This is a genomic window from Hydrogenophaga sp. (assembly GCF_035481345.1).
Lineage (GTDB): Bacteria > Pseudomonadota > Gammaproteobacteria > Burkholderiales > Burkholderiaceae_C > Hydrogenophaga.
Genome location: NZ_DATIGV010000142.1, coordinates 1 through 23,366, shown reverse-complemented (window position 1 = coordinate 23,366; position 23,366 = coordinate 1). Strand labels below are relative to the sequence as shown.

15 protein-coding genes are annotated in these 23,366 nt (G+C 70.0%); 7 read left to right on the top strand and 8 right to left on the bottom strand.

Going from position 1 to position 23,366, the window contains the following annotated elements; translation table 11 throughout:
- Positions 1-33: 33 nt before the first annotated feature.
- Positions 34-1,041 (top strand): aldo/keto reductase, encoded by a 1,008-nt coding sequence (locus VLG41_RS15290; RefSeq protein ID WP_325350254.1) that lies wholly within the window; start codon positions 34-36, stop codon positions 1,039-1,041.
- Positions 1,042-1,066: 25 nt separating this feature from the next.
- On the opposite strand, the gene VLG41_RS15285 is transcribed toward VLG41_RS15290, so the two are convergent.
- The 4 genes from VLG41_RS15285 to VLG41_RS15270 are packed head-to-tail and all read right to left on the bottom strand — an operon-like array spanning position 1,067 to position 5,509.
- A complete protein-coding gene (locus VLG41_RS15285; protein WP_325350253.1) occupies positions 1,067-2,485 on the bottom strand; it encodes a putative Ig domain-containing protein in 1,419 nt (472 codons plus the stop codon).
- Entirely contained in the window at positions 2,482-3,456 is a 975-nt protein-coding gene (locus VLG41_RS15280; RefSeq protein WP_325350252.1) for a lysylphosphatidylglycerol synthase domain-containing protein, read from the bottom strand. Before VLG41_RS15280 ends, VLG41_RS15285 begins: the two co-directional genes overlap by 4 nt.
- Positions 3,453-4,754, bottom strand: coding sequence for a cardiolipin synthase ClsB (gene clsB, locus VLG41_RS15275; RefSeq protein WP_325350251.1), 1,302 nt, complete (start codon positions 4,752-4,754; stop codon positions 3,453-3,455). The genes VLG41_RS15280 and clsB overlap by 4 nt, the downstream gene beginning before the upstream one ends.
- Positions 4,751-5,509: an endonuclease/exonuclease/phosphatase family protein gene (locus VLG41_RS15270; protein WP_414652505.1), complete on the bottom strand. Its 759-nt coding sequence runs from the start codon at positions 5,507-5,509 to the stop codon at positions 4,751-4,753. Before VLG41_RS15270 ends, clsB begins: the two co-directional genes overlap by 4 nt.
- Positions 5,510-5,778: 269 nt before the next feature.
- On the opposite strand from VLG41_RS15270, the gene VLG41_RS15265 reads away from it, so the two are divergent.
- The 5 genes from VLG41_RS15265 to VLG41_RS15245 all read left to right on the top strand — a co-directional run bounded on the left by VLG41_RS15265 (position 5,779) and on the right by VLG41_RS15245 (position 13,532).
- Positions 5,779-7,119: a sorbosone dehydrogenase family protein gene (locus VLG41_RS15265; protein WP_325350250.1), complete on the top strand. Its 1,341-nt coding sequence runs from the start codon at positions 5,779-5,781 to the stop codon at positions 7,117-7,119.
- A 108-nt stretch (positions 7,120-7,227) separates the two neighbouring features.
- Positions 7,228-9,828 (top strand): DNA mismatch repair protein MutS, encoded by a 2,601-nt coding sequence (gene mutS, locus VLG41_RS15260; protein WP_325350261.1) that lies wholly within the window; start codon positions 7,228-7,230, stop codon positions 9,826-9,828.
- A complete protein-coding gene (locus tag VLG41_RS15255) occupies positions 9,825-10,652 on the top strand; it encodes a proteasome-type protease (protein WP_325350249.1) in 828 nt (275 codons plus the stop codon). The genes mutS and VLG41_RS15255 overlap by 4 nt, the downstream gene beginning before the upstream one ends.
- Positions 10,653-10,679: 27 nt before the next feature.
- Positions 10,680-11,522, top strand: coding sequence for an alpha/beta hydrolase (locus VLG41_RS15250; RefSeq protein WP_325350248.1), 843 nt, complete (start codon positions 10,680-10,682; stop codon positions 11,520-11,522).
- A 78-nt stretch (positions 11,523-11,600) separates the two neighbouring features.
- Positions 11,601-13,532, top strand: a complete 1,932-nt coding sequence (locus tag VLG41_RS15245) for a PAS domain S-box protein (protein WP_325350247.1) — start codon at positions 11,601-11,603, stop codon at positions 13,530-13,532.
- Between the two features lie 13 nt (positions 13,533-13,545).
- On the opposite strand, the gene VLG41_RS15240 is transcribed toward VLG41_RS15245, so the two are convergent.
- Positions 13,546-14,379, bottom strand: a complete 834-nt coding sequence (locus VLG41_RS15240) for an undecaprenyl-diphosphate phosphatase (protein ID WP_325350246.1) — start codon at positions 14,377-14,379, stop codon at positions 13,546-13,548.
- A gap of 115 nt (positions 14,380-14,494) precedes the next feature.
- On the opposite strand from VLG41_RS15240, the gene VLG41_RS15235 reads away from it, so the two are divergent.
- Positions 14,495-15,847: a TAXI family TRAP transporter solute-binding subunit gene (locus VLG41_RS15235; RefSeq protein ID WP_325350245.1), complete on the top strand. Its 1,353-nt coding sequence runs from the start codon at positions 14,495-14,497 to the stop codon at positions 15,845-15,847.
- 11 nt (positions 15,848-15,858) lie between these two features.
- On the opposite strand, the gene VLG41_RS15230 is transcribed toward VLG41_RS15235, so the two are convergent.
- From VLG41_RS15230 to VLG41_RS15220, 3 genes are read right to left on the bottom strand one after another with little or no spacing between them, the layout of a single operon-like run.
- Complete coding sequence (locus VLG41_RS15230; RefSeq protein ID WP_325350244.1) at positions 15,859-17,298, bottom strand: HlyD family type I secretion periplasmic adaptor subunit; 1,440 nt, start codon at positions 17,296-17,298, stop codon at positions 15,859-15,861.
- Positions 17,298-19,607, bottom strand: a complete 2,310-nt coding sequence (locus VLG41_RS15225; protein WP_414652503.1) for a type I secretion system permease/ATPase — start codon at positions 19,605-19,607, stop codon at positions 17,298-17,300. The genes VLG41_RS15230 and VLG41_RS15225 overlap by 1 nt, the downstream gene beginning before the upstream one ends.
- Entirely contained in the window at positions 19,607-23,206 is a 3,600-nt protein-coding gene (locus tag VLG41_RS15220) for a calcium-binding protein (protein ID WP_414652504.1), read from the bottom strand. Before VLG41_RS15220 ends, VLG41_RS15225 begins: the two co-directional genes overlap by 1 nt.
- Positions 23,207-23,366: the final 160 nt, after the last annotated feature.

Genomic DNA, 23,366 nt, shown 5'->3' with positions numbered 1-23,366 from the left:
GAGTTCGAGGTTTCCCCCCGCACCGGAGACACCATGAAACACCGCCAGTTGGGCGCCTCGGGCCTCAGCAGCTCCGCCATCGGCCTGGGCTGCATGGGCATGAGCGAGTTCTACGGCCAGACCGATGACGCCAGCGCCCTGCGCACGCTGGAGCGGGCGCTGGCGCTGGGCGTCACGCACTTCGATTCGGCCGACACCTACGGCCTCGGCCACAACGAGGGCCTGCTGGGCCGCTTCCTGGCCGCGGGCGGCGCCACGCGCCGGCAAGAGGTGGTGCTGGCCACCAAGTTCGGCATCGTGCGCGCGGCCGGCCAGTACGAGCGCCGCATCGACAACTCGCCGGCGTACATCCGCGAAGCCTGCGAGGCCTCGCTGCGCCGGCTGGGCACGGACCACATCGACCTGTACTACTGCCACCGCCGCGACCCGGCCGTGCCCATCGAGGACGTGGTGGGCACGATGGGCGAGCTGGTGCGCGCGGGCAAGGTCCGCGCGATCGGGCTGTCGGAGGTGTCGGTGCAGACGCTGCGCCGCGCGCACGCGGTGTTTCCCGTGGCCGCCGTGCAGTCCGAGTATTCCTTGTGGAGCCGCGAGCCCGAGGCCGGGATGCTGGCGGCCTGCGCCGAACTGTGCACGGCCTTCGTGGCCTACAGCCCCCTGGGCCGCGCCTTTCTCACCGGCGCGCTGGAGACGGACCAGCTCAGCGACACGGACTTCCGCAAGAACAACCCGCGCTTCGTCGGCGAGGCGCGCGCCGCGAACCAGCGCCTGGTGGACGCGCTGGCGGCGTTCGCCGCCGGGCGCGGGCTCAGCAACTCGCAGGTCGCGCTGGCCTGGCTGCTCAACAAGCACCCGCACGTGGTGCCGATCCCCGGCACCCGCCGCATCGCCTATCTGGAGAGCAACGTCAGCGCGATCGACATCGCGCTCACGCCCCCGGAGATCGCGGAACTGGATCGCCTGTTCGATCCCCGGGCGGTGGCCGGGACGCGCTACCCCGAAGCGGGGCTGGTGGGGATCGAAGCCGATCGCGCGCCCTGATCGCGCGCCCTGATCGCGCGGCCCCTCAAGGGGCGTAACGCTCGCAACCATCGAGCGGCCCGGCGTGGCTGTCGCCACTGACGAGCAGCACACTGCCGTCGGCCAGCAAGCTGGCCACCGCCGCGCGTCGCGCCCTCGCCATGGGCGCCGTGGCGGTCCACACGTTCTGCTCGGGTGCATAGACTTCGGCGGTGTTCAGGTTTCCTCCGCCCGCCAGCAGCACACGCCCATCCGCCATCACCGCCATGCTCGGCAAGAGGCGCAATGCGCTGCGGGCGCTCGTGGTCCACCTCGCCAGGTAGGGGTCGAAGCGGTGCGACCGCAAGCTCAGGTCGTCCACGACGAGCACGCTGCCGTCGTTCAAGCTCACGGCCTGCTGCACGTTGGCCTGCACGCCATACGGAATGACCGTGGTGCCGCTGCCATCCACCGCATAGATTTCTGCCGTGGGCTCGCGGCCCACGGCATTGACGCCACCCGCCACGAGCAGCGTGGTGCCGCCTGGCAGCAAGGCAGCGGCGTGTTGCGAGCGCGCGGTCCACAGTGGCGTTTCCAGCAGGGTCCAGGCCCCGGTGCCGGGGTCGTACCGCTCCACCGTGTGCTGGTACGTGCGGCCGAGGCCCAGCTTGAGCCAGGTGCCGCCCACGGCCAGCACCCGGCCATCGGCCAGCCGATGCGCCGTCGCCCAACTGCGCGCGGCGTTCATGGGTTCGGTGGCGATCCAGGCGTCGGCAAAGGGGTCGTAGATCTCGGCGGATGCGGTCGTGGCCCGGGCAGCGGTGTCACCCCCCAGCACCAGCACACGGCCGTCGGACAAGGGGACGGCCCGGGCGGCCGCGCGGCCTTTCCACATGGGCGCGGCGGGTGTCCAGGTGTCGGCGGCCGGATCGAAGATGTGCGCCGCATCGGTGATCGCCGTCCGGCTTCTGCCGCCGGCCATCAGGAACCGCCCCCCGGGCAAGGGGGCCCAACTCGCGTAATAGCGCGCGTCCGGCAGGCTCGCCGCGGCCTTCCAGACGCCCTGCCCGGCGACCGTGATCTGGATCTGCGCCTGCGTCCTGCCGCGCGCATGGCTGGCCGTCACGGTGTATTGCGTCTGCGCTTGCGGCACCTGGGGTACGCCGACGATGGCGCCGGTGGACAGGTCCAGGCTCAAGCCAAGCGGCAGGTCGGGTGCGACGGAATACCGGGCCGCGGGAACGCCGTCCAGCCGTGCGCGGTTGGGCGGGATGGCCTGGCCCACCACGTACACCGACCGGATGGCCCCGTAGCTCAAGGCGGTCGGCGTCGTGGAGGGCGTCTCGGTGCTGGGCTCCGGCGCTGGCGCGGAGCCGCCCCCGCAGGCCGGCAGGAGCAGGACCGCGCATCCGGGCAGCGCCAGCAGCCGGCGGCGGTTCAAGCGCGAACGCGGGGGGCAGCGCGTGCGGGCCGACGGGGCGTTCATGTGGCCTGCCTCTGCGCAGCCCGCCCGCGCCCGGCCCGCTTCGACGGGCTCATCTCACTGAAGCCATACGCCGGCAGCGCCAGCGCCAGCGGCAGGAGGTAATGCGCCGCCCGGTACGCCAGCACCGCGGCCAACACCTCGTCCAACGGCAGCATCCCGGCGAGCGCCGCCGCCACCACGGCCTCCAGCACACCCAAGCCCGACGGCACGTGCGTGAGCGCCCCCGCCACACCGGCCAGCAGCAGCGCCCCCAGCACGGTGGGGTACGGCACCCGGCCCTGCAACAGGTTCCACAGGCTCAGGGCCATCAGCATCCACACGGTGGCCCCCATCACCGCCTGCAACAGCGCCACGCGGCTGCGGGCCAGCGGCAGCGTGTGCTCGCGCCAGCGCAGCTCGGACTTGCCGCTGAAGGCGCACAGCGCGTGGTAGCCCGCCGCCACCACCAGCAGCACCGCGCCCATGCCGCGCAGCGCCACCATCCCCAGCGCCCATTCGCCCTGCAGGCGCGGCGGCGACAGCACCAGCACCGTGCCCAGCACCCAGCACCAACCCAGCCAGTTGGCGATGAAGCTGTGCGTGACAACCTGACCCACGGTGCCCGGCGACAGGCCGGCCCGCGTGTACAGGCGCAGCCGCATGCCCACGCCGCCGATGAGCGCGCCGAAGTTGAGGTTGAAGGCGTAGGCGATGGCCGCCGTCGCCAGCGTGCGCGCGCGCGTGATGCGCGCCTTGGCCAGCCAGCGGCCGATGAGGTCGTAACTGGAGAACAGCGTGTGCGCGCACAGCGCCAGCGCCACGGAGATGAGGATGTGGCGCAGCGGCAAGGCCTGCAGCGCAGCCCACACCTTGGCCCACTCCACCTCGCGCGCCTGCTGCGCCACCAGGTAGAGCACGGCGGCGGCCAGCAACCAGGGCAGCCAGCGGCGTGCATGCGGCCACAGGCGCTTGAGGGCCGGGCCGGCGTTCACCGCAGGCCCTCCGCGTGGGCCGGTTCGTGCGGCACCGGCTCGGACCCGGCCTCATCCGACTGGGGCACCACCGGCACCACGCGCGGGCGGGCGTGTTGCGCCCAGCGCGCCCAGGCCGGAAAGCGCCTCAGTGCATGGAACACCACCACGCTGCGCAGCACGATCCAGGCCGAGCGCAGGCGCCCGGGCCGCGACAGGCGAACGGGCTCGCAGCTCTGCTGCAACACACGGTCCAGCGCCTCGCGCACCACGGCGGCGAAGGCCTTGTCGCGCACGATCACGTTGGCCTCCAGGTTCAGGCTGAGGCTGGTGGGGTCCAGGTTGCTGGAGCCCACCGTGGCCCAGTGGTCGTCGATGACGGCCACCTTCGCGTGCAGCGGGCGCTCGGTGTATTCGTGGATGCGCACGCCCGCGCGCAGCAGGTGCTCGTAGAGCAGCATGGTGGCGCGCTGCACCCAGGGCATGTCCGGGTTGCCCTGCAGGATGAGGTCGACCTGCACGCCACGGCGCGCGGCGCGCCGCAGGTCGCGCACCAGGCGATAGCCCGGGAAGAAGTAGGCGTTGGCGATGAGGATGCGTGTGTGCGCGCTGCGGATGGCGGCGCGGTAGTGGCGCTCGATGTCGGTGGTGTGGCGGTGGTTGTCGCGCGTGACGAAGGCGGCCACGGCGCCCTGGTCGAGTGGGGGCAAGCGCTCCTCGTGGCGCGACTGGCGCAGGCGGCGCCAGCGGCGCAGCCACATCTCGCGCGGGGGCTGGGGCGTGCTCAGGTTGGTGCGGCAGAAGGCCTCGATCTGCTCCACCAGCGGCCCTTCGATGCGCACGGCGTAGTCGAGCTTGGCCTGCTCCGGCTCCAGCGCCAGCACGTGGTCCTTGGCGTAGTTGATGCCGCCGACGAAGGCCACACGGCCATCGACCACGGCCAGCTTGTTGTGCATGCGGCCCAGCATGTTGATGCGCGCGCCGAACAGCTTTCGCACGGGTTCGAAGGCGCGCAGCTTCACGCCCGCGTCGATCAGGCCCTGCACGAACTCGTCGCTCAGGTCGGGCGAGCCCCAGCCGTCGATGAGCACGTGCACTTCGGCACCGCGTTGGGCGGCACGGATCAGCGCGGCGCGCAACTCGCGCCCGACGGGGTCATCGAACCAGATGAAGGTTTCGATGAGCACCTGCTTCTCGGCCGTGTCGATGGCCTGGAAGACGCTGGGGTAGTAGTCCTCACCACAGCACAGCAGCTCGATGCGGTTGCCGGGAAGCCAGCGCGAGTTGACGGCCGCCGCGCCGTTCGTGGCGGTGTTCATCCGCTCTCCTTCATCAGTTGCACCTCGGCGGCCAGCGGCGCATGGTCCGACAGGCGCGACCAGGGGTGGCGCGGCATGGGCAGGGGGCGCACCTCGACCACGTTGCGCACGTAGATGCGGTCGAGCCGCAGGCAAGGCCACACGGCAGGGAAGCTGCGCGCGTGGCGCCCATGGCTCTGGCGAAACACCTCGGTGAGGCCGCTGCGCGCGAGCCGCGCGTCCACGCGCTGGCGCCAGTCGTTGAAATCGCCGGCGACGATGAGGGGCGCATCGGCTGGCACCTCGCTGTCGATGATCTCGCGCAGCGCGGCGATCTGGTGCTGGCGGTCGCCCTCGAGCAGGCCCAGGTGCACACACATCAGGTGCAGCGCCGGCAGCGCGCCGTGGTTCACCACGCAATGCAGCACGCCGCGCTGCGGCACGATGCGCGGGTGCGACAGCCGGTGGTTGTGGCTCTTGACGATGGGAAAGTGCGAGAGCACGGCATTGCCGTAGCTGTCGCGCGGCGCCACCGCGTTGCGGCCATAGGCGTGGTCGCGCCAGATGGTGTCGGCCAGGAACTCGTACTGCGACACGCCGGGGTGGCGTTCATCGGGATCGCCGCCGCCGCGCACCTCCTGCAGGAAGACCACGTCGCTCTGCACGGCCCGCACGGCTTCGCGCAATTCATGCAGAACGAAGCGCCGGTTGAAAAAGCTGTAGCCCTTGTGAATGTTGACCGTGAGCACGCGCAGGCTCGCGCCGTCTCTCTCCAGCGGCATCGCGCGTTCCTTTCCTTCCAGCCAGGGGGCATCTCGTTTCATGGTCGGTTCATCGTGAACGCCCTGGCGCGGGAACGGGGCAACGGGGCGTAAATGCGCGCGGCGCGGTGGCGGCCGGGTCCTGCTCGCTGATTGACATTTCGGGTGGTGCTGCTAGGAGGCGCGGCGGCCGCGGAGCGTGCGCCGAGGCAATCGGCGTGCCCGTGCGGGGGGGGCGGTGGGCACGCGATTTGCCGCGAACCGCGCCTGAAAGGAGGCCGGCGATGACCCTGCCGATCCGGCGCCCGTACCTTCCCCCGATCGCCGCCGTCGCTCTGGCGCTGTTGCTGAGCGCCTGCGGCGACACGGCGCGCCTGCGCGTGGACACGGGCTACGGGCCGGACCCGCAACTGCCCGAACCGGTGACCCGCTGGATCCCCACGGTGAAGGTGGCGCCTGCCGAGCCCTGGCCCGAGGCCAGCGCACCCACGGCCGCGCCGGGCACCACGGTGCGCCGCTTCGCCGATGGGCTGGATCACCCCCGCTGGCTGCTGGTGCTGCCCAATGGCGACGTGCTCGTGGCCGAATCGAACGCACCCGAGCGCCCGCTGCGCGATGACCTGCTGGGCCTGCGCGGCAAGGTCATGGGCTGGGTGATGAAGCGCGCGGGCGCCGCCACGCCCAGCGCCAACCGCATCACCCTGCTGCGCGACGCCGATGGCGACGGCGTGGCCGAACTGCGCTCCGTGTTCCTGGAGAACCTGAACTCGCCCTTCGGCATGGCGCTGGTGGGCGAGGAGCTGTTCATCGCCAACACCGACGCGCTGGTGAAAGTGCCCTACCGTGAGGGCGACACGAAAGCCAGCACCGTGCCGGTGCGGGTGGCCGCGCTGCCCGGCGGCCCGCTCAACCACCACTGGACCAAGGGCCTCATTGCCAGCGCCGATGGCAGCCGCCTGTACGTGTCCGTGGGCTCCAACAGCAACGTGGCCGAACACGGCATGCAGCACGAGGAAGGCCGCGCGGCGATCTGGGTCTTCGACCGCGCGAGTGGCGAAGGCCGCCTGTTCGCCACCGGGCTGCGCAACCCTGTGGGCATGGCCTGGCAGGGCGAGGTGCTGTGGACCTCCGTCAACGAGCGCGACGAGCTGGGCTCGGACCTGGTGCCCGACTACATGACCTCGGTGCGCGACGGCGGCTTCTACGGCTGGCCCTACAGCTACTACGGCCAGACCGTGGACACGCGCCCGCAGCCGCCCAGGCCCGACCTGGTCGAGAAGGCCATCCGGCCGGACTACGCGCTGGGCAACCACACGGCCTCGCTGGGACTGGCCTCTGCCCGGGGCAACCGCCTGGGCGGGCCCTTCGCGGAAGGCGGCCTGTTCGTGGGCCAGCACGGCTCGTGGAATCGCAATCCCCCGAGCGGCTACAAGGTGATCTACGTGCCCTTCGATGGCGCGAAGCCCAGCGGCCCGCCGGTGGACGTGCTGACGGGTTTCCTGGACGGGGACGGCAAGGCCCGCGGCCGCCCCGTGGGCGTGGCGGTGGACCGGCGCGGCGGCCTGCTGGTGGCCGACGACGTGGGCAACGCGGTCTGGCGTGTGCAGGCCCGCGCCGCCCCCTGAGGAGCGCCTGCGGCGGCGGGCCGCCCGGGGCGATCGGCTACAGTCTTTGGCTCTTTCCAGAGCCTTCCCGCGCCCACCGTGACCGACTCCCTGGCCGCCCACACCCCCATGATGCAGCAGTACCTGGCCCTCAAGGCCGGGCACCCGCACACGCTGCTGTTCTATCGCATGGGGGATTTCTACGAACTGTTCTACGACGACGCCGAGAAAGCCGCGCGCCTGCTCGACATCACGCTGACGCAGCGCGGCCAGTCGGCCGGCAAGCCGGTGGTCATGGCCGGCGTGCCTTTCCATTCGGTGGACACCTACCTCGGGCGGCTGATCAAGCTCGGCGAGTCGGTGGCCATCTGCGAGCAGGTGGGCGACGTGGCCACGGCCAAGGGGCCGGTGGAACGCCAGGTGGTGCGCGTGGTCACGCCCGGCACGCTGACGGATGCGGAGCTGCTGTCCGATAAGAGCGAATCCCTGCTGATGGCCGTGCACGCGGGCGCGCGCACCGGCTGCGGCCTGGCCTGGCTCTCGCTCACGCAGGGCATCGTCTTCCTGGCCCAGTGCGCCAGCGACGAGCTGGCCGACTGGGTGGCCCGCCTGGCGCCCGGCGAACTGCTCTACAGCGCGGAGACCACGCCCGCCTTCGAGCAGCGGGTGCAGGCCCTGGCCGGCGCCCCCACGCCGCAGGGTGGCAAGCTGGTCACGGTGCTGCGCCCGGCCTGGGCCTTCGACGGGGCGCTGGGCCAGCGCAAGCTGCTCGACCAGTTGCAGGCCGCCAGCCTGGCCGCCTGGGGCGCCGACGGCCTGGCCGACGCGCACGCCGCGGCCGGCGCGCTGCTGGCCTATGCCGAACACACCCAGGGCCGCGCGCTGGCGCACGTGCGCAGTCTGCAGGTGGCGCGCTTCGACGAGCGCATCGACCTGCCGCCCAGCACGCGCCGCAACCTCGAACTCGTGCAGACCCTGCGCGGCGAGAGCAGCCCCACGCTCTTCTCGCTGATCGACACCTGCGCCAGCGGCATGGGCAGCCGCGCCCTGCGCCAGTGGCTGCTGGAACCCAAGCGCGACCGCGCCGAGGCGCGCGAACGCCTGGGCGCCATCGCCACCCTGCGCACGGGGCCCTGGCAGCGCCTGCGCGAACGCCTCAAGGGCTGCAGCGACGTGGAGCGCATCACCGCGCGCATCGCGCTGCGCCAGGCCAAGCCGCGCGAGCTCGTGGGCCTGGGCCAGACGCTGGGCCGCGCGGGCGAGCTGGCCGCCGCGCTGGCGCCGCTGGGCGGCGACGCGCTGCTGGCCCGCCTGGCCAGCGAGCTGCAACCGCCCGCCGGCTGCGCCGAGCTGCTGCAGCGCGCGCTGCTGGCCGAGCCGTCCGCGCTGGTGCGCGACGGCGGCGTCATCGCCGACGGCTTCGACACCGAGCTCGACGAGCTGCGCGGCATCCAGCACAACAGCGACGCCTTTCTCATCGAACTGGAAGCCCGCGAGCGCGCGCGCACCGGCATCGCCAACCTGCGCGTGCAGTTCAACAAGGTGCACGGCTTCTACATCGAGGTCACGCAGGGCCAGCTCGACCGCGTGCCCGACGACTACAAGCGCCGCCAGACGCTCAAGAACGCCGAACGCTTCATCACGCCCGAGCTCAAGGCCTTCGAGGACAAGGCCCTGTCGGCGCAGGAGCGCTCGCTGGCGCGCGAGAAGTGGCTGTACGAGGGCCTGCTGGACACGCTGCAGGGCTTCATCGACCCGCTCACCCGGCTGGCGCGCGCGCTGGCGGCGCTGGACGCGCTGTGCGCGCTGACCGAACGCTCGCTCACGCTGAGCTGGTGCGCGCCCACGTTCACCAGCGAGCCCGGCATCGAGATCCGCGGCGGGCGCCACCCGGTGGTGGAGGCGCGCCTGGCCGAGACCGGCGCGGGCGCCTTCATCGCCAACGACACGGTGCTCGGCCCCAAGGCGCGCATGCAGGTCATCACCGGCCCCAACATGGGCGGCAAGAGCACCTACATGCGCCAGGTGGCGGTGATCGCCCTGCTGGCCAGCATGGGCAGCTACGTGCCGGCGCAGGCCTGCCGGCTGGGGCCGCTCGACGCCATCCACACCCGCATCGGCGCCGCCGACGACCTGGCCAACGCCCAGTCCACCTTCATGGTGGAAATGACCGAGGCCGCGCAGATCCTGCACACGGCCACGCCCAACAGCCTGGTGCTGATGGACGAGATCGGCCGCGGCACCTCCACCTTCGACGGCCTGGCCCTGGCCGGCGGCATCGCCGCGCACCTGCACGACAAGGCGCGCTGCTTCACGCTGTTCGCCACGCACTACTTCGAGCTCACCGAGTTCCCCGCCACGCACCACGCGGCCGTGAATGTGCACGTGAGCGCGGCCGAGGGCGGCAGCAAGGGCATCGTGTTCCTGCACCAGATCGAGCCCGGCCCGGCCAGCCGCAGCTATGGCATACAGGTTGCCCGGCTGGCGGGCGTGCCCGCGCCAGTGGTGCAGCACGCGCGCCACGCCCTGGCCGCGCTGGAGGCGCACAGCGCCGAGCAGCAGACGCAGGTTGACCTGTTCGCTCCGCCGCCGCCGGCCGAGGCGCCCGAACCCCACCCGCTGGTGGCCGCGATGGCCGCCATCGACCCCGATGCGCTGAGCCCGCGCGACGCGCTGGACCAGCTCTACCAGCTCAAGAAACTCGCCACACGGACGGGAGCCCCCACATGACCTACTGCGTCGCCGTCAAACTCAACGCCGGCATGGTGTTCCTGTCGGATTCGCGCACCAACGCCGGGCTCGACCAGATCAGCTCCTTCCGCAAGATGATGATCTACGAGAAGGCCGACGACCGCTTCATGTGCCTGCTGTCGGCGGGCAACCTGAGCATCTCGCAGTCGGTGCGCGAGATCCTGCAGATCGAGCAACTCGACGACCACGAGGGCGGCGACCCGATCACCATCTGGAACGCGCGCAGCATGTTCGACGCGGCGCGCGTGCTGGGCTCGGCCGTGCGCCACGTGTGGCACCGCGACGGCGAGGCCCTGCAGCGCGCGGGCGTGGATTTCAACGTCTCGCTGGTCTTCGGTGGCCAGATCCGCGGCGAGGGCATGCGCCTGTTCCAGGTCTATTCAGCCGGCAACTTCATCGAGGCCACGCCCGAGACGCCCTTCTTCCAGATCGGCGAATCCAAGTACGGCAAACCCGTGCTGGACCGCGTGATCACGCCCGAGACACCGCTGGACGAGGCGGCCAAGTGCGCGCTGGTGTCGATGGACTCCACGCTGAAGTCCAACCTGTCGGTGGGCCTGCCGCTGGACATGGTGGTCTACGACGCCAACGCCCTGCGCTGCGACAAGATCGTCTGCATCGAGGAAAACAACCCCTACTTCCGCATGGTGCGCCAGACCTGGGGCCGCAAGCTGCGCGAGGCCTTCGACGACATCGAGCACCCCACCTGGGACGACGGCCAGACCATGGTGCCCCTGCGGTGCGAAAGCGAACGGCTGGGCCCACTGAAGAAGATCACCAATCCGCGCGAGAAGCTCATCTGAGGCACCGGGACCGAGCCTGCCCCCACCGTGTCGCTCATTGTTTTCTCGCACGCCAACAGCTTTCCCGCTGCCACGTACCAGGTGCTGTTCCGCTCGCTGCGCGCGCGCGGTCACGCGGTGCGCGCGGTGGAGCGCTTTGGACATGACCCGCGCTACCCCGTCACGAGCAACTGGCCCCACCTGGTGCAGCAGCTGGCCGACTTCGCCCACGCCGAGGTCGAGCGCGCGGGCGAGCCGGCCTGGCTGGTGGGCCATTCGCTGGGCGGCTTCCTCAGCCTGATGTGCGCGGCGCGCCACCCCGAGCTGGGCGGGCAGCGCGTGCGCGGCGTGCTGCTGATCGACTCGCCCCTGCTCGGCGGCTGGCGCGCGCGCACGCTGGAACTGGTCAAGCGAACGCAACTGGTGGGTTCCATCTCGCCGGGGCGCATCAGCCGCAAGCGGCGCCAGGCCTGGCCCGACGCCGCTTCGGCCCTGGAGCATCTGCGCCACAAGCGCGCCTTCGCCCACTGGGATCCGCAGTGCCTGCAGGACTACATCGAGCACGGCACGCACGACGCCGACACGCCGCAAGGGCCGCAGCGCGTGTTGAGCTTTGACCGCGAGATCGAGACCGCGATCTACAACACCCTGCCCCACAACCTGGACCGCCTGCTGCGCCGCCACCCGCTGCGCTGCCCGGTGGGCTTCATCGGCGGCACGCGCTCGCTGGAGATGCAGCAGGTGGGCATGGCCATGACGCGGCGGGTGCTGGGCCGCTCGCCCGAAGGGCGTCTGCGCATGGTCGATGGCTCGCACCTGTTTCCGATGGAAAAACCGCAGGAAACCGCCACCGCCATCGACGAGGTGCTGGCCGCGCTCGCCGCGGGCTGAGACCTGCTTCACGCTCGCGGCGCGCCCCGGGCAGGCCCTTATGTGGCGATGCCCCGAGGCGGTGTAACCTCGCGCCCCGTGACCCCAGACGCCACACCGTCCGCCGAGCCCGGCCCCCCCTCCCTGGGCCGACTCGGCGCCCTGCTCAGCGCCTGGGATCCGCTGCGCCACCCCTGGTGGTTGCGCGTGGCGGTGGCGGTGGTGATCACGGCCCTGGCCACCTGGATGCGCGTGGCGCTGGCACCAGCGGAAAGCGGGGGCCGCTTCGTCACGCTGACGCTCGCGGCGGCCATCTGCGCGCTCTACGGCGGTTTTCGCATCGGCATGTTCAGCACGCTGCTGGGCATGCTGGCGGTCAACTTCCTGCTGGTCAAACCCTATTTCAGTTTCGCGATCGGCAACCCGGGCGAGGCGTTCTGGCTCAACTTCTGGCACCTGCTGACGCAGATCGTGGTGGTGGGCGCCATTGCCTTGATGCAGCGCCGCACGCGCGAGCTGAACGCCTCCATCGCGCAGGCGCGCCGCAGCCACCAGCAGATGCTCGACACCTTCGAGAACAGCGGCACCGGCATGGCCCACACCCGGCTGGACGGCCGCTGGATCCGCATCAACCGCAGCTACTGCGAGCTGCTGGGGTATGCGCACGACGAAGTCGTCATGAGGCACTGGCGCGAGTTCACCCACCCCGAGGACGTGGCCCACGACCTGGGCGTGCTGGAGGCATTGGTCAGCGGCCGCACGGACCAGCACACCATGGAGAAGCGCTACCTGCACAAGCAGGGCCACACCGTCTGGGTGCTGCTGTCGGTGTCGATGATCCGCCACCCCGACGGTTCGCCCGACTACATGATCGTCGTGGCGCAGGACATCAGTTCGCGCAAGAACACGGAGGAGGCCTTGCGCACCAGCGAGCGCCTGCTCTCGCAGGCGCAAGAACTGGCGCTGATGGCCAGTTGGCGCTACGACGCGCAGCGGCGCGAATTCACCACGCTGGGCAACGCCCGCGTGATCCTGGGCGTTCCGCGCGCGGTGTTCAGCGACCTGGACATGCTGGCCATGACCCACCCCGACGACCGCCTTCGCATGCAGCAGGCCTGGGCCGCGGCGTTTCAGCAGGGCACGCCCTACGACATCGAGTACCAGGTCAACCTGGCCGGCCAATGGCACTGGGTGTCGGTGCGCGCGGAGTTCGAACGCGATGCGAAAGGGCGCGTGACGCAGGGCCTGGGCACCGTGGTGGACATCACCGCGCACAAGCACGCCGAACAACAGATCCAGCAGCTCAACGCGTCGCTGGAGGAGCGCATCCGTGAGCGCACGCAGGCCTTGAAGGCGGCCTACGACGAACTGGAAAGCTACTCGTACGCCGTCGCGCACGACCTGCGCTCGCCGCTGCGCATCATCAACGGCTTCGCGCAGGCGCTGGAAGAGGACAACCCCGCGCTGCCTGTCGAGAGCCACCGGCACCTGGAGCGCATACGCGACGCCAGCAAGAAAATGGGCGAACTCATCGACGGGCTGCTCAAGCTCTCGCAGATGGCCCGTGGCGAATTGCAGCGCGCCCCGGTCGATCTGTCGGCCATCGCCACCCGGCAATTGCGCGAGCTGGCGGCCACCTCGGCCGAACGCTCCGTGAACTGGTCGGTGCAGCCCGGCATGACCGCCATGGCGGACGAGCCGCTGATCGAAGCCCTGCTGCAGAACCTGCTGCACAACGCCTGGAAATACAGCGCCCGCACCCCGGACGCCCGCATCCAGGTGTCGATGCGGGACAGCGACGGGCGGCGCGAATTCGTGGTGGCCGACAACGGCGCCGGCTTCGACATGGCGCACGCGGCCAAGCTGTTCCAGCCCTTCCAGCGCCTGCACCTGCCGAACGAGTTTGCCGGCCTGGGCATCGGCCTGGCCACGGCGCGGCGCATCGTGCTGCGCCACGGCGGCGAACTGCGCGCCGAGAGCGCCCCCGGCGAGGGCGCGCGCTTCTACTTCACGCTGCAGCCAGCGCCCTGAATCAGCCCGCCAGTCAGGCGGCCCAGTTGATCCAGCCGCCCCAGGCGGTGAGCACGATCAGCACGCCGAAGGCGATGCGGTACCACGCGAAGGGCACGAAGGTGTGCGAGGACACGAAGCGCAGCAGCCAGCGCACGCACACCCAGGCCGACAGCCAGGAGACGACCAGCCCGGTGGCAAAGAACGGCAGATCGGCCATGGAGAGCAGCTCGCGGTTCTTGTACAGATCGAGCGTGGCCGCGCCCAGCAGCACCGGCAGGGCCAGGAAGAAGCTGAACTCGGTGGCCGCACGCCGGCTGTAGCCCACCAGCATGCCGCCGATGATGGTGGCGCCCGAGCGGCTCACGCCGGGGATCAGGGCCACGCACTGGATCAGGCCCACCTTGAGCGCGTCGGTCCAGCGCGCGTCGTCGATGCTGTCCACGTGCACCGGCGCGCCCCGCGCCTGCCGCGCTTCGGCCCAGAGCATGATGAAGCCGCCCACGATGAAGCCGGCCGCCACCACGAAGGGGTGGAACAGCACGCTCTTGATGACGCCGATGAAGAGGAAGCCCAGCACCGCCGCCGGCAGGAAGCCGATCAGCACGTTGGCCGTGAAGCGGCGCGCCACCGCGTCGCCGGCGGGCAGGCCGCGCAGGGTGTCCAGGATGCGCTGCGCATAGACCGAGACGATGGCCAGGATCGCGCCGGTCTGGATCACGACCTCGAAGACCTTGACCTTCTCGCCGGTGAGGCCCAGCAGCGTGCCCGCCAGAATGAGGTGGCCCGTGGACGACACGGGCAGGAATTCGGTGAGGCCTTCGACCACGCCCATCAGGGCGGCCTTGATCAGCAGAATCGGATCCATGCGGTGGTGGGGGTTGGGTGAGCTCGGTGGAGCGGCCGGGGCATTCTAGGTGGCGGCGACACGAAACAAAGCGCAACGGGCGTGTACACGGGCGCGTGCTATGTTCGCGGCCATCATGCCCAAGACCCTGCGCTACACCCTGATTTCGCTCAAGGAGATGCTGCTCTCGGGCAGCCCCATCGTGCTGATCACCATCGCGCTCGTGGCCTTCACCTGGTGGTGGCTCAAGCCCAACCCGCCCACGCAGGTGGTGCTGGCCACCGGGCCCGAGCAAAGCGCCTACGACAGCTTCGGCCAGCGCTACGCCGAAGCGCTCAGGCGCCACGGCATCACGGTGGAGCTGGTGCGCACCGAGGGCTCGGCCGACAACCTGGACCGGCTGCGCGAAGGCACGGTGGAGCTGGGCTTCGTGCAAGGCGGCACGGCCGACATGGGTTACGACGACGAGGACGGCATCGTCTCGCTGGGCAGCCTGTTCGTGGAGCCGCTGTGGCTGTTCTACCGCGAGGACGCCGCGCGGCGCGTCAACCGCAAGGACGCGGCGCTGCGCAACCTGGCCGAACTCAAGGGCTGGCGCGTGAACGTGGGCACCGACGGCAGCGGCGTGCCGCGCCTGTTCAACCGCCTGCTGGAGGTCAACCGCATCGAGCCGAACCAGATCACGCTGAGCCGGCTCGAGCAGACGCCGGCCACCGTGGCCTTCCTGGACGGGCAGCTCGACGCGCTGGTGTTCGCCTCCGCACCCGAATCGCTGATGGTGCAGATGCTGTTGCAGACGCCCGGCGTGAAGCTGCTCGACTTCGCGCAGGCCGAGGCCTATTCGCGCCGCTTCGGCTACCTCACGCCGGTGACCATGCCGCAAGGCGTGGTGGACCTGGCGCGCAATGTGCCGCCGCGCAACGTGCGCCTCGTGGCCTCCACCACCTCGCTGCTGGCGCGATCGGACACGCACCCGGCGATCCTGCAGCTGTTCGCGCAGACGGCGATGGAGGTGCACAGCGGCGCGGGCTGGTTCAACCGCGCGCGCGAGTACCCCAACCTGGAGCACAGCGAGTTTCCCGCGGCCAGCGAGGCCGAGCGCGCCTACAAGGGGGGCCTGCCCTTCCTGCAGCGCTACCTGCCGTTCTGGGCGGCCAGCATCGTCGAGCGCATGTGGCTGGCACTGGGCCTGATCATCGCGCTGGCTCTGCCGCTCTCGCGCATCGTGCCGCCGCTCTACACCTTCCGCATCCGCTCGCGCGTGTTCCGCTGGTACGCGGAGCTGCGCGAGGTGGAGCATCGGCTCGAAGCGGGCGGCGCCACGCCGGACGACCTGCTGGAGCAGCTCGACGGCATGGAGGCCAAGGTCGAGAAAGTGGTGGTGCCACTGTCGTACACCGACGAGCTGTACGCGCTGCGCAACAACATTCATCTGGTGCGCAAAAAGATATTGCGCAAGCGCGAACCTTCGAGCCCGGCGGCCGCTTGACTGGCTGCCTTTCAGCGCTCGCGCAGGCTTTCGTCGGCGAGCGCCTGAACCGGGCTGAGCAGGTAGTCGATCAGTCGCCGCCGCCCGGTCTTGATCTCGGCCACCAGGTTCATGCCAGGCGTGATCGGTACCTCGCGGCCCTCGACCGTCAGCGTTGAGCGCTCCAGCGTGAGGTAGGCCGGAAACGTGGCTTGGCCGCTCCGCTCGTCCACCGTGGCGTCGGCACCCAGCACCGCCACCGTGGCCGGCAGCGTGCCGTGGCGCGTGAACGGGAAGGCCTCCAGCTTCACCGTGGCCGCCTGCCCCTGCCGCACGAAGCCCATGTCCTGGTTGGCGATGGCCACCTGCGCGGTGACCCGCTCGGCATCGGGCACCACCACCAGCAGCACCTGGCCACCTGCGACCACGTCGCCGGGCGTGTGCACGGCCAGTTGCTGCACCGTGCCATCCACTGGAGACCGCAATTCGGTCAAGCGCTCGCCTTGCCGGGCCTTGACGGCATCGGCCGTCAGTTGCTCGCGCTGCCGCTGCGCCTGGCCCATGCGGTCCAGCAAGTCACGCCGGATATCGGCCCGCAGCGCGGCCAGGGAACGGGCAGCCTGCTCCTGCGCCGCTTCCAGCTCGCGCAGCCGCGCCTGCTGGGTGACGATGTCGCGCTCCAGCTCGACACGCTCGCGTGTGCGGTCCTGGCTGGCGTGACCCGAGATGAAGCCCTTCTCGACCAGAGACAGGTAGTCGGCCTCGCGCCGCTGCGCCCAGCCCGCGCTGGACTGCAGTTTGTGGAGCACCGCGCGCGCGGTCTCGCCCTCGGAGCGCCGCTGGGCCACCTCGGCCACTGCGCGCGCCTGCCGGCTCTGAATGTCGTCCCACTCGGCCCACAACTGCGCCGAGGCCTGTCGGGCATCGGACGGCATCCAGGCCAGGCCGGCGTCGGCCGGCGCTGTGACCACCGGCTCGGCGTCGGCCGGCTGTAAGGCACCGGCCCCGACCGCGCGCACAAGGGCGCCCGTGCGCCAGGCCTCACTGCTGGCGGCGCGCCAGGCTTCCTGCACGCGCGCGTGGTCAGCGCGCGCCGTGGTGCCGTCCAGCGTCACGAGCAACTGCCCGGCGCTCACACGGTCGCCGTCGCGCACCCAGACGCGCTGCACCAGCCCGTCCTCCATGGGCTGCAAGTGCTTGCTGCGTTCACTCACGATGACCCGGCCGCTGGCCACGGCGACGATATCGACCTGCCCCAGACAGGCCCAGGCGAGCCCCAAGGCGAACAAGGCCATGATGGTTCGCGCCGTCCACAGCGGCAGGGGGTGAGGCGGCGTCTCCTGGATGCTGAGCGAGGCGGGCAGGAAATCCAGGGCATCGGGCGAGGCGGCCGTCGGCCTGTCCTCGAAGCGGCGCGCCCAGGCCCGCTGAAAGGCCTGCGCGTGGCGCTGCCAGGCGCCGCGGCGCGCCATCACACCGGCTCCGCCACCACGGGCGAAGGCGCTGGTGATGGCGCTGGTGCCTGCAACCGCCACAGGCGCGCGTACGCCCCATCAGCACGGCCCACCAGCTTATCGTGCGAGCCAGCCTCCACGAGCCGCCCCTCATCGAGCACCAGGATGCGATCGGCCTCTCGCACAGCGCTGAGCCGGTGCGCGACGATCAGCACGGTGCGGCCGCGGCAGATCGCCGCCATGTTGCGCTGGAGGATGGACTCGCTCTCATAGTCCAGCGCGCTCGTGGCCTCATCGAGGATGAGAATGCGCGGCTGGCCGAACAGGGCGCGCGCGATGGCGATGCGCTGGCGCTGGCCGCCGCTCAGACCGGTGCCCTGTTCGCCCACGACGGTGTCGTAGCCCTGGGGCAGCTCGCTGATGAACCCATGCGCGCCCGCCAGCCGGGCCGCCTGGATCACCTCGGCAAGGCCCGCACCGGGATCGGCCATGGCGATGTTCTCGCGCACGCTGGTGTTGAAAAGCTGGTTGTCCTGCAGCACCACGCCGATATGCCGCCGCCACTGGGCCACGTCGATGGTGGCGATGTCCACCCCATCCACCAGCACCTGCCCGGCCTCGGGCCTGTACAGGCGCTGCACCAGCTTGGTCAGCGTGCTTTTGCCTGAACCCGATCGGCCCACGATGCCCACCACCTCGCCAGGGTGAACGCGGATGTTCAGGCCGTTCAACACGGGCCGAGCGTCGGCCCGGTACCGGAACCGCACGTCGCGGAACACGATGGCACCCCTGACCTGCGGCAGGGCGGCGCGCGCGGGCGGGGGGCCGCTCTCCTGCACAACGCCGTCGTCGCCATCGGGCGCGGCGTCCAGCACGTCAGCCAGGCGCCGCATCGACACGCCGGCCTGCTGCACGTCCATCCACAACTGGGCCAGGCGCATCACCGGCTGCGACACGCGGCCAGCGAAGAGGTTGAAGGCCACGAACTGCCCCACGGTGAACTGCCCCTGCATGACCAGGTGCGAGCCCCACCACAGCGTGGCCGCCTGCACGAGCTTGCCGATCAGGCCCACCGCCTCTTGTGCGGTGCTCGCCGCCATCTGGGAACGAAACGCCGCCAGCACATAGGCGGCCAGTTGGCGGTCCCAGCGCTGCGCGAACTGCGGCTCCAGCGCGCCGGCCTTCAGGGTCTGGATGCCCGCGACCGACTCGACCAGCATGGCCTGGTTCTCGGCGCCCAGCGCGAACTTCTGGTCAAGCCGGCGCCGCAGCACGGGCGTGGCCGAGGCGATCACGAGCGCATACAGGGGCAGACTGGCCAGAACAATGCAGGTCAGCAAGGGGCTGTAGGCCAGCATCACCGCGACGAAGACCAGAGAGAACAGCACATCGAGCAGCGCCGTGAGGCACTGGCCCGTGAGGAAGCCCCGCAGGCTTTCCAGCTCGCGCACGCGCGCCACCGAATCGCCCACGCGGCGGGCCTCGAAGTACGACAAGGGCAGCGACAGCAGGTGGCGGTACAACTTCGCCCCCAGCTCCACGTCGATGCGCTGCGTGGTGTGGCTGAACACGTAGGTGCGCATCAGGCCCAGGAAGGACTCGAACAGCACCACACCCACCAGCCCCAAGACCAGCACGTTGAGTGTGCCGATGCCCTGGTGCACCAGCACCTTGTCCATCACCGCCTGAAAGAACAGCGGGCTGACCAGCGCGAAAAGCTGGAGCACGAGGCTGATCAGCATCACCTCACCCAGCAGGCGCCGGTATTTCACCAGGCTCGGAATGAACCAGCTGAAATCGAAGCCGCCGTACGACGGCACCAGCCCCGAGCGCCGCGCGATCAGCAGCGCCTCTCCCGTCCAGTTGGCAAGGAACTCGTCGCTCGCCAATGCTTGCATGCCCTGCGCCAAGGCAGACTTCGCATTGGCCGGGCCCGGCGCCTCGGCGCGGGGAGTGTCGAAGTCCTGTATCAACCAGCGCTCGCCCTGGCGCCCCACCAGCACCACACGGCGCTCGGGCGCGTCCAGGCCATCGCCCCCCGCCTGTGCCCGGAGGCACACCACGGCCGGCAGCGGAATCTCATGCAGCGTCGTGCCGTCGAAGTGCGACCAGCGGGCCTTGAGACCCAGCGATTTCGCTGCGCGCAACAGGTCGTCGCGGGTGCAGGCGATGCCCGATGGCAGGGCCTGGCGATGGGCCAGCGCCGACGGATCGGCCTGACACTGATGAAAGCGCGCCACGGCACACAGCGCCGCCAGCCCCCGGGGCAGCGCCCGCGGCGTGCGAGGCGCCGGTTCCGGGGGCGCGTCACCCGCCGCCGAGGCCATCACGTCCAGTTCGACGCCAGCACCGGCGTCAGGACCGAAGCATAGGGCGTCGCGCTCAGGCTCGTCTGGCCCGCGGCCGGCGGCGCCAGATCGGCCATGACCCGCACCAGGGCATCGACCTGTTCGCTGAACAGTTGCTGCCCGTCGCCGGCCACGAAGGCGTCCACGCGCGGCGATGCCTCGTCGTACCAACGATCGACCACGATGCGGTCGTTGGTGCCGACCACGCTGACCTCAAGGTCCAGCCCGATCTGGCGGAACCAGAGCTGGTCGCTGGCGATGCCCGGTGCGAACTCCACTGTGTCCCAGTCGGTGTCCAGCGCGTCGGATTGGTCGACGTGGTCCACGCCATCGCCGCGCGCGAACCGGTAGCGGTCGTTGCCTGCGCCGCCACGCAAGCTGTCCTGCCCCTCGCCGCCCGACAAGCTGTCGTCGCCATCCAGACCCCACAGTTGGTTGTCGCCCCGGTTGCCTTGCAGGGTGTTGTCGAGCGCGTTGCCCGTGCCGTTGATGTTCTCGTCCCAGAACTTCACCGGCTCCACCGTGTAGATGGCATAGGCGCCCGGCACCTGAGCGGCCTGGCGGAAAGTCTCGATGTCGACGAAGCGGGTCATGTCGTCGACGCGAGCCCGGCCCGAGTCGGCAACGTAGAAGCCCGCGAGTTCGCCATCGTCGGCGCGGAACACCGCACCCGTCAGCGTGACCGCGTGGTTGACCTCGCCGCCGCCTTCGTATTCCGCTTCGGACCAGAGCCGGCCCGCATTGACGGCGAGGATGACCCCTCGCCCGCTGCGCAGCAACTGCGCCATGCCGGCCTCGTTGTAGCCCTCGATCACGTCGTTGCGCATGCCATAGCTGTCCAGGATGCGCTGCTGGTCCAGCACGCTGCTGCCGCCAAGCTGGTACGACGGCAGGCTCGGGTCGCTCACGGCCCAGCGGTTCTCGATGGCCAGTTGAACCACCTGCGATTCGCTGGTGGGGCGGCCCGATTGCGTGAGCAGGTTGGCGATGGAGGTCAGCGCGCAGGTGCCCTCGTAGTTCGCCACCGCGTCGCCCTGCATGTAGTCGAGCTCGTTGCGCTTGGGGTAGCCATAGACCAGCACCTCCTGGCCGTCCACCAGGCCCAGCTCAGGGTGGCCGAAGTCCAGCAGTTTCAGGTGTTCCACGCCGTGCCCCAGGGTAAGGCTCACGCTGCTCTGCACCGTGTCCACGCCTTCACCGTCGGCCTCGACGACGCGGTCGAGCGCGTTGTCCACGTAGTAGGTGTCGTCACCGCGGCCACCGATCATGGTGTCCGCGCCGGACACACCGTCCAGGATGTTGTTGGCGCTGTTGCCTGTGATGCGGTTGTCCCGCGCGTTGCCGGTGCCATGGGTGGCGAAGCCCTCGAGCAGCTCCAGGTCTTCCACTTCAGCATTGAGCAGATAGCTGGTGCTGGCGATGACGGTATCGTGGCCTTCGCCGGCCTGTTCGTAGATCACATCGTTCACCGAGTTAACAACATAGGTGTCGTCACCGCTGCCGCCGATCATCACGTCGGCGCCCGCGCCACCGTCCAGGTAGTCGTTGCCCACGCGCCCCACCAGGGTGTCGCGGCCGGCTCCGCCGTACAGGTGGTCGTCGTCGCTCTGCCCCGCCAGCAAGGCCTGCTGGGATTCGTTGCTGGCGGTGAAGCCCTGCAGGACGTCATCACCGTCGCCGCCGTACAGCACGTCGTTGCCCACTTGGCCGAACAGAAGGTCGTTGCCCGTATCGCCGTAGAGCGCGTCGTCGCCGTCGCCACCTTGCAACTCGTCGTCGCCATCGCCACCGAACAATGCGTCGGTGCCCAGCCCGCTGACCAGCAGGTCCTTGCCAGCACCGCCATGGAGTTGGTCGTCGTCCGACTCTCCAGCGAGCAATGACTGTTGGACCTCGTCCTCACCGGTGAAGCCCACCAGCACGTCATCGCCCGCCCCGCCCCAGAGTTGGTCGTTGCCCACTTGGCCAAACAGGCGGTCATCGCCGTCATCGCCCATGAGGCGGTCATTGCCCGCGCCGCCTTGCAACTGGTCGTTGTCCGAGCCACCCCAGAGGTCGTCGTTGCCTTGGTCCCCCAGCAGCATGTCGTTGCCCGTGCCGCCGTTCAGGCGGTCATTGCCCCATCCGCCGAACAGGTTGTCGTGGCCGGCTTCGCCCATGAGCACGTCGTCATCGGTCTGGCCGGCGTAGAGCGTTTGCTGAGCCTCGTTGCTGGCGGTGAACCCCATGAGGATGTCGTTGCCGTCCCCCCCGCAGAGCTGGTCATTGCCCACCTGGCCGAAGAGGGTGTCGTCGTCGGCGTCGCCCAGCAGTTGGTCATTGCCATCACCGCCCTGCAATTCATCGGCCCCGGCGCCACCGAAGAGCTTGTCGTTGCCGTACTCGCCTAGCAGGCCGTCATTGCCCGTGCCGCCGTCGAGCGTGTCATTGCCCAAGCCGCCGTAGAGATGGTCGTCACCAGCCTCGCCCCAGAGCTGGTCGTCGTCGGTCATCGGGTCGGCCGTGGTGTAGCTCAGGGTTTCGTTGAATGCGATGAAGCCCTGCAGCATGTCGTTGCCATCGCCGCCCCACATCTGGTCGTTGCCGAGGTAGCCGAACAAGCGGTCGTTGCCAGCCTGGCCCAGCAGGCGGTCGTTGCCATTCTGGCCTTGCAGCTCGTCGTCGCCGGCGCCACCAAAGGCCGTGTCGTCACCACGACCGCCAATGAGAAAGTCATGCCCGATGCCGCCGTCCAGCACGTCGGCGCCTTCGTCGCCGTACAACTCATCGTCGCCTTCCTCGCCGTATACCCGGTCGTTGCCCGTGTAGCCGAAGAGCACGTCGTTGCCGGTGCCGCCCCACAGCGAGTCGTCGCGGGCGGAGCCACCCACCATGTCATTCCCGCCGCCGCCCAGGAAATGCGTGAGGAGACTGAGGTTGAACCAGGAGGAATAGGCGCTGTAGTAGGTGGAATCGAAGCTGTCCGCCCCTTCGGTGCCCACCATCACGTGCGGGCTGCGGAAGTTGATCTTGATCTGCGTGGGCGCCCACACGCCGTAGCCGCCCGAGGGCGGAAAGTACAGCTCGTCGGTGTTGCGCAGCGTGGTGTAGTTGCTGGGTGGCACGGTGGAGACCGGCTGTGCAATGGCGATGGGCGCAGGCTTGGCAGGCATGCCGGCCGTTGCCAATGACCAGGACGGCGCTGCCGCGTCACCCGAAGCCGCGGTCTGCCCCCGGCCCCGCGCCAGCGGATCCCATCGATCAGAAGCGATGCCCTCGCCGACGGCAGATGCTTCATCCGCATCCAGCCGGCCATCCTCATCCAGATCGCGCCACAAGCGCAGCCCCTGCGCCTCGGCCACCGCGAGCTCGCCATCGCCATCGGTGTCCATTCCCGCGAGCTGCTGCGCCGTCAACGCCCGCCCCTGCGCGTCCAGCGCCACCGGCAGGTGGGCGGCAATAGAGGCCGCCGCGTCGTGCGCCTCGCTCTGGCTGTCGTAGAACGCGCCGATGGGGTTGGCCCAGTCCACGCCCCAACCGGAGCCACTGCCCCCCGGCACCAGGTCGTAGCTCACGATGAACGAGCCACTGCCCAGCATCCACGCGCTGCTCTGCTGCGTGAACTGGTTCCAGTAGTTGTTGTCGAGTTGCCCGCTGTAATTCAGCCGCGAGAGTTGGTACTCGGCCTGGTTGCGCTGGTACTGGTCGAACAGGTCGTAGCTGGCGAAGCCGGTGTGCAGTGATTCGTGGTTCCACTGG

What these genes read in the sequence shown, in the direction of transcription:
- VLG41_RS15290 (WP_325350254.1), top strand. Translation starts at nt 34, where the DNA reads ATGAAACACCGCCAGTTGGGCGCCTCGGGCCTCAGCAGCTCCGCCATC.
- VLG41_RS15285 (WP_325350253.1), bottom strand. Translation starts at nt 2,485, where the DNA reads ATGAACGCCCCGTCGGCCCGCACGCGCTGCCCCCCGCGTTCGCGCTTG.
- clsB (WP_325350251.1), bottom strand. Translation starts at nt 4,754, where the DNA reads ATGAACACCGCCACGAACGGCGCGGCGGCCGTCAACTCGCGCTGGCTT.
- VLG41_RS15265 (WP_325350250.1), top strand. Translation starts at nt 5,779, where the DNA reads ATGACCCTGCCGATCCGGCGCCCGTACCTTCCCCCGATCGCCGCCGTC.
- mutS (WP_325350261.1), top strand. Translation starts at nt 7,228, where the DNA reads ATGATGCAGCAGTACCTGGCCCTCAAGGCCGGGCACCCGCACACGCTG.
- VLG41_RS15255 (WP_325350249.1), top strand. Translation starts at nt 9,825, where the DNA reads ATGACCTACTGCGTCGCCGTCAAACTCAACGCCGGCATGGTGTTCCTG.
- VLG41_RS15240 (WP_325350246.1), bottom strand. Translation starts at nt 14,379, where the DNA reads ATGGATCCGATTCTGCTGATCAAGGCCGCCCTGATGGGCGTGGTCGAA.
- VLG41_RS15235 (WP_325350245.1), top strand. Translation starts at nt 14,495, where the DNA reads ATGCCCAAGACCCTGCGCTACACCCTGATTTCGCTCAAGGAGATGCTG.
- VLG41_RS15230 (WP_325350244.1), bottom strand. Translation starts at nt 17,298, where the DNA reads ATGGCGCGCCGCGGCGCCTGGCAGCGCCACGCGCAGGCCTTTCAGCGG.
- VLG41_RS15225 (WP_414652503.1), bottom strand. Translation starts at nt 19,607, where the DNA reads ATGGCCTCGGCGGCGGGTGACGCGCCCCCGGAACCGGCGCCTCGCACG.
- VLG41_RS15220 (WP_414652504.1), bottom strand. Translation starts at nt 23,206, where the DNA reads ATGCTGGGCAGTGGCTCGTTCATCGTGAGCTACGACCTGGTGCCGGGG.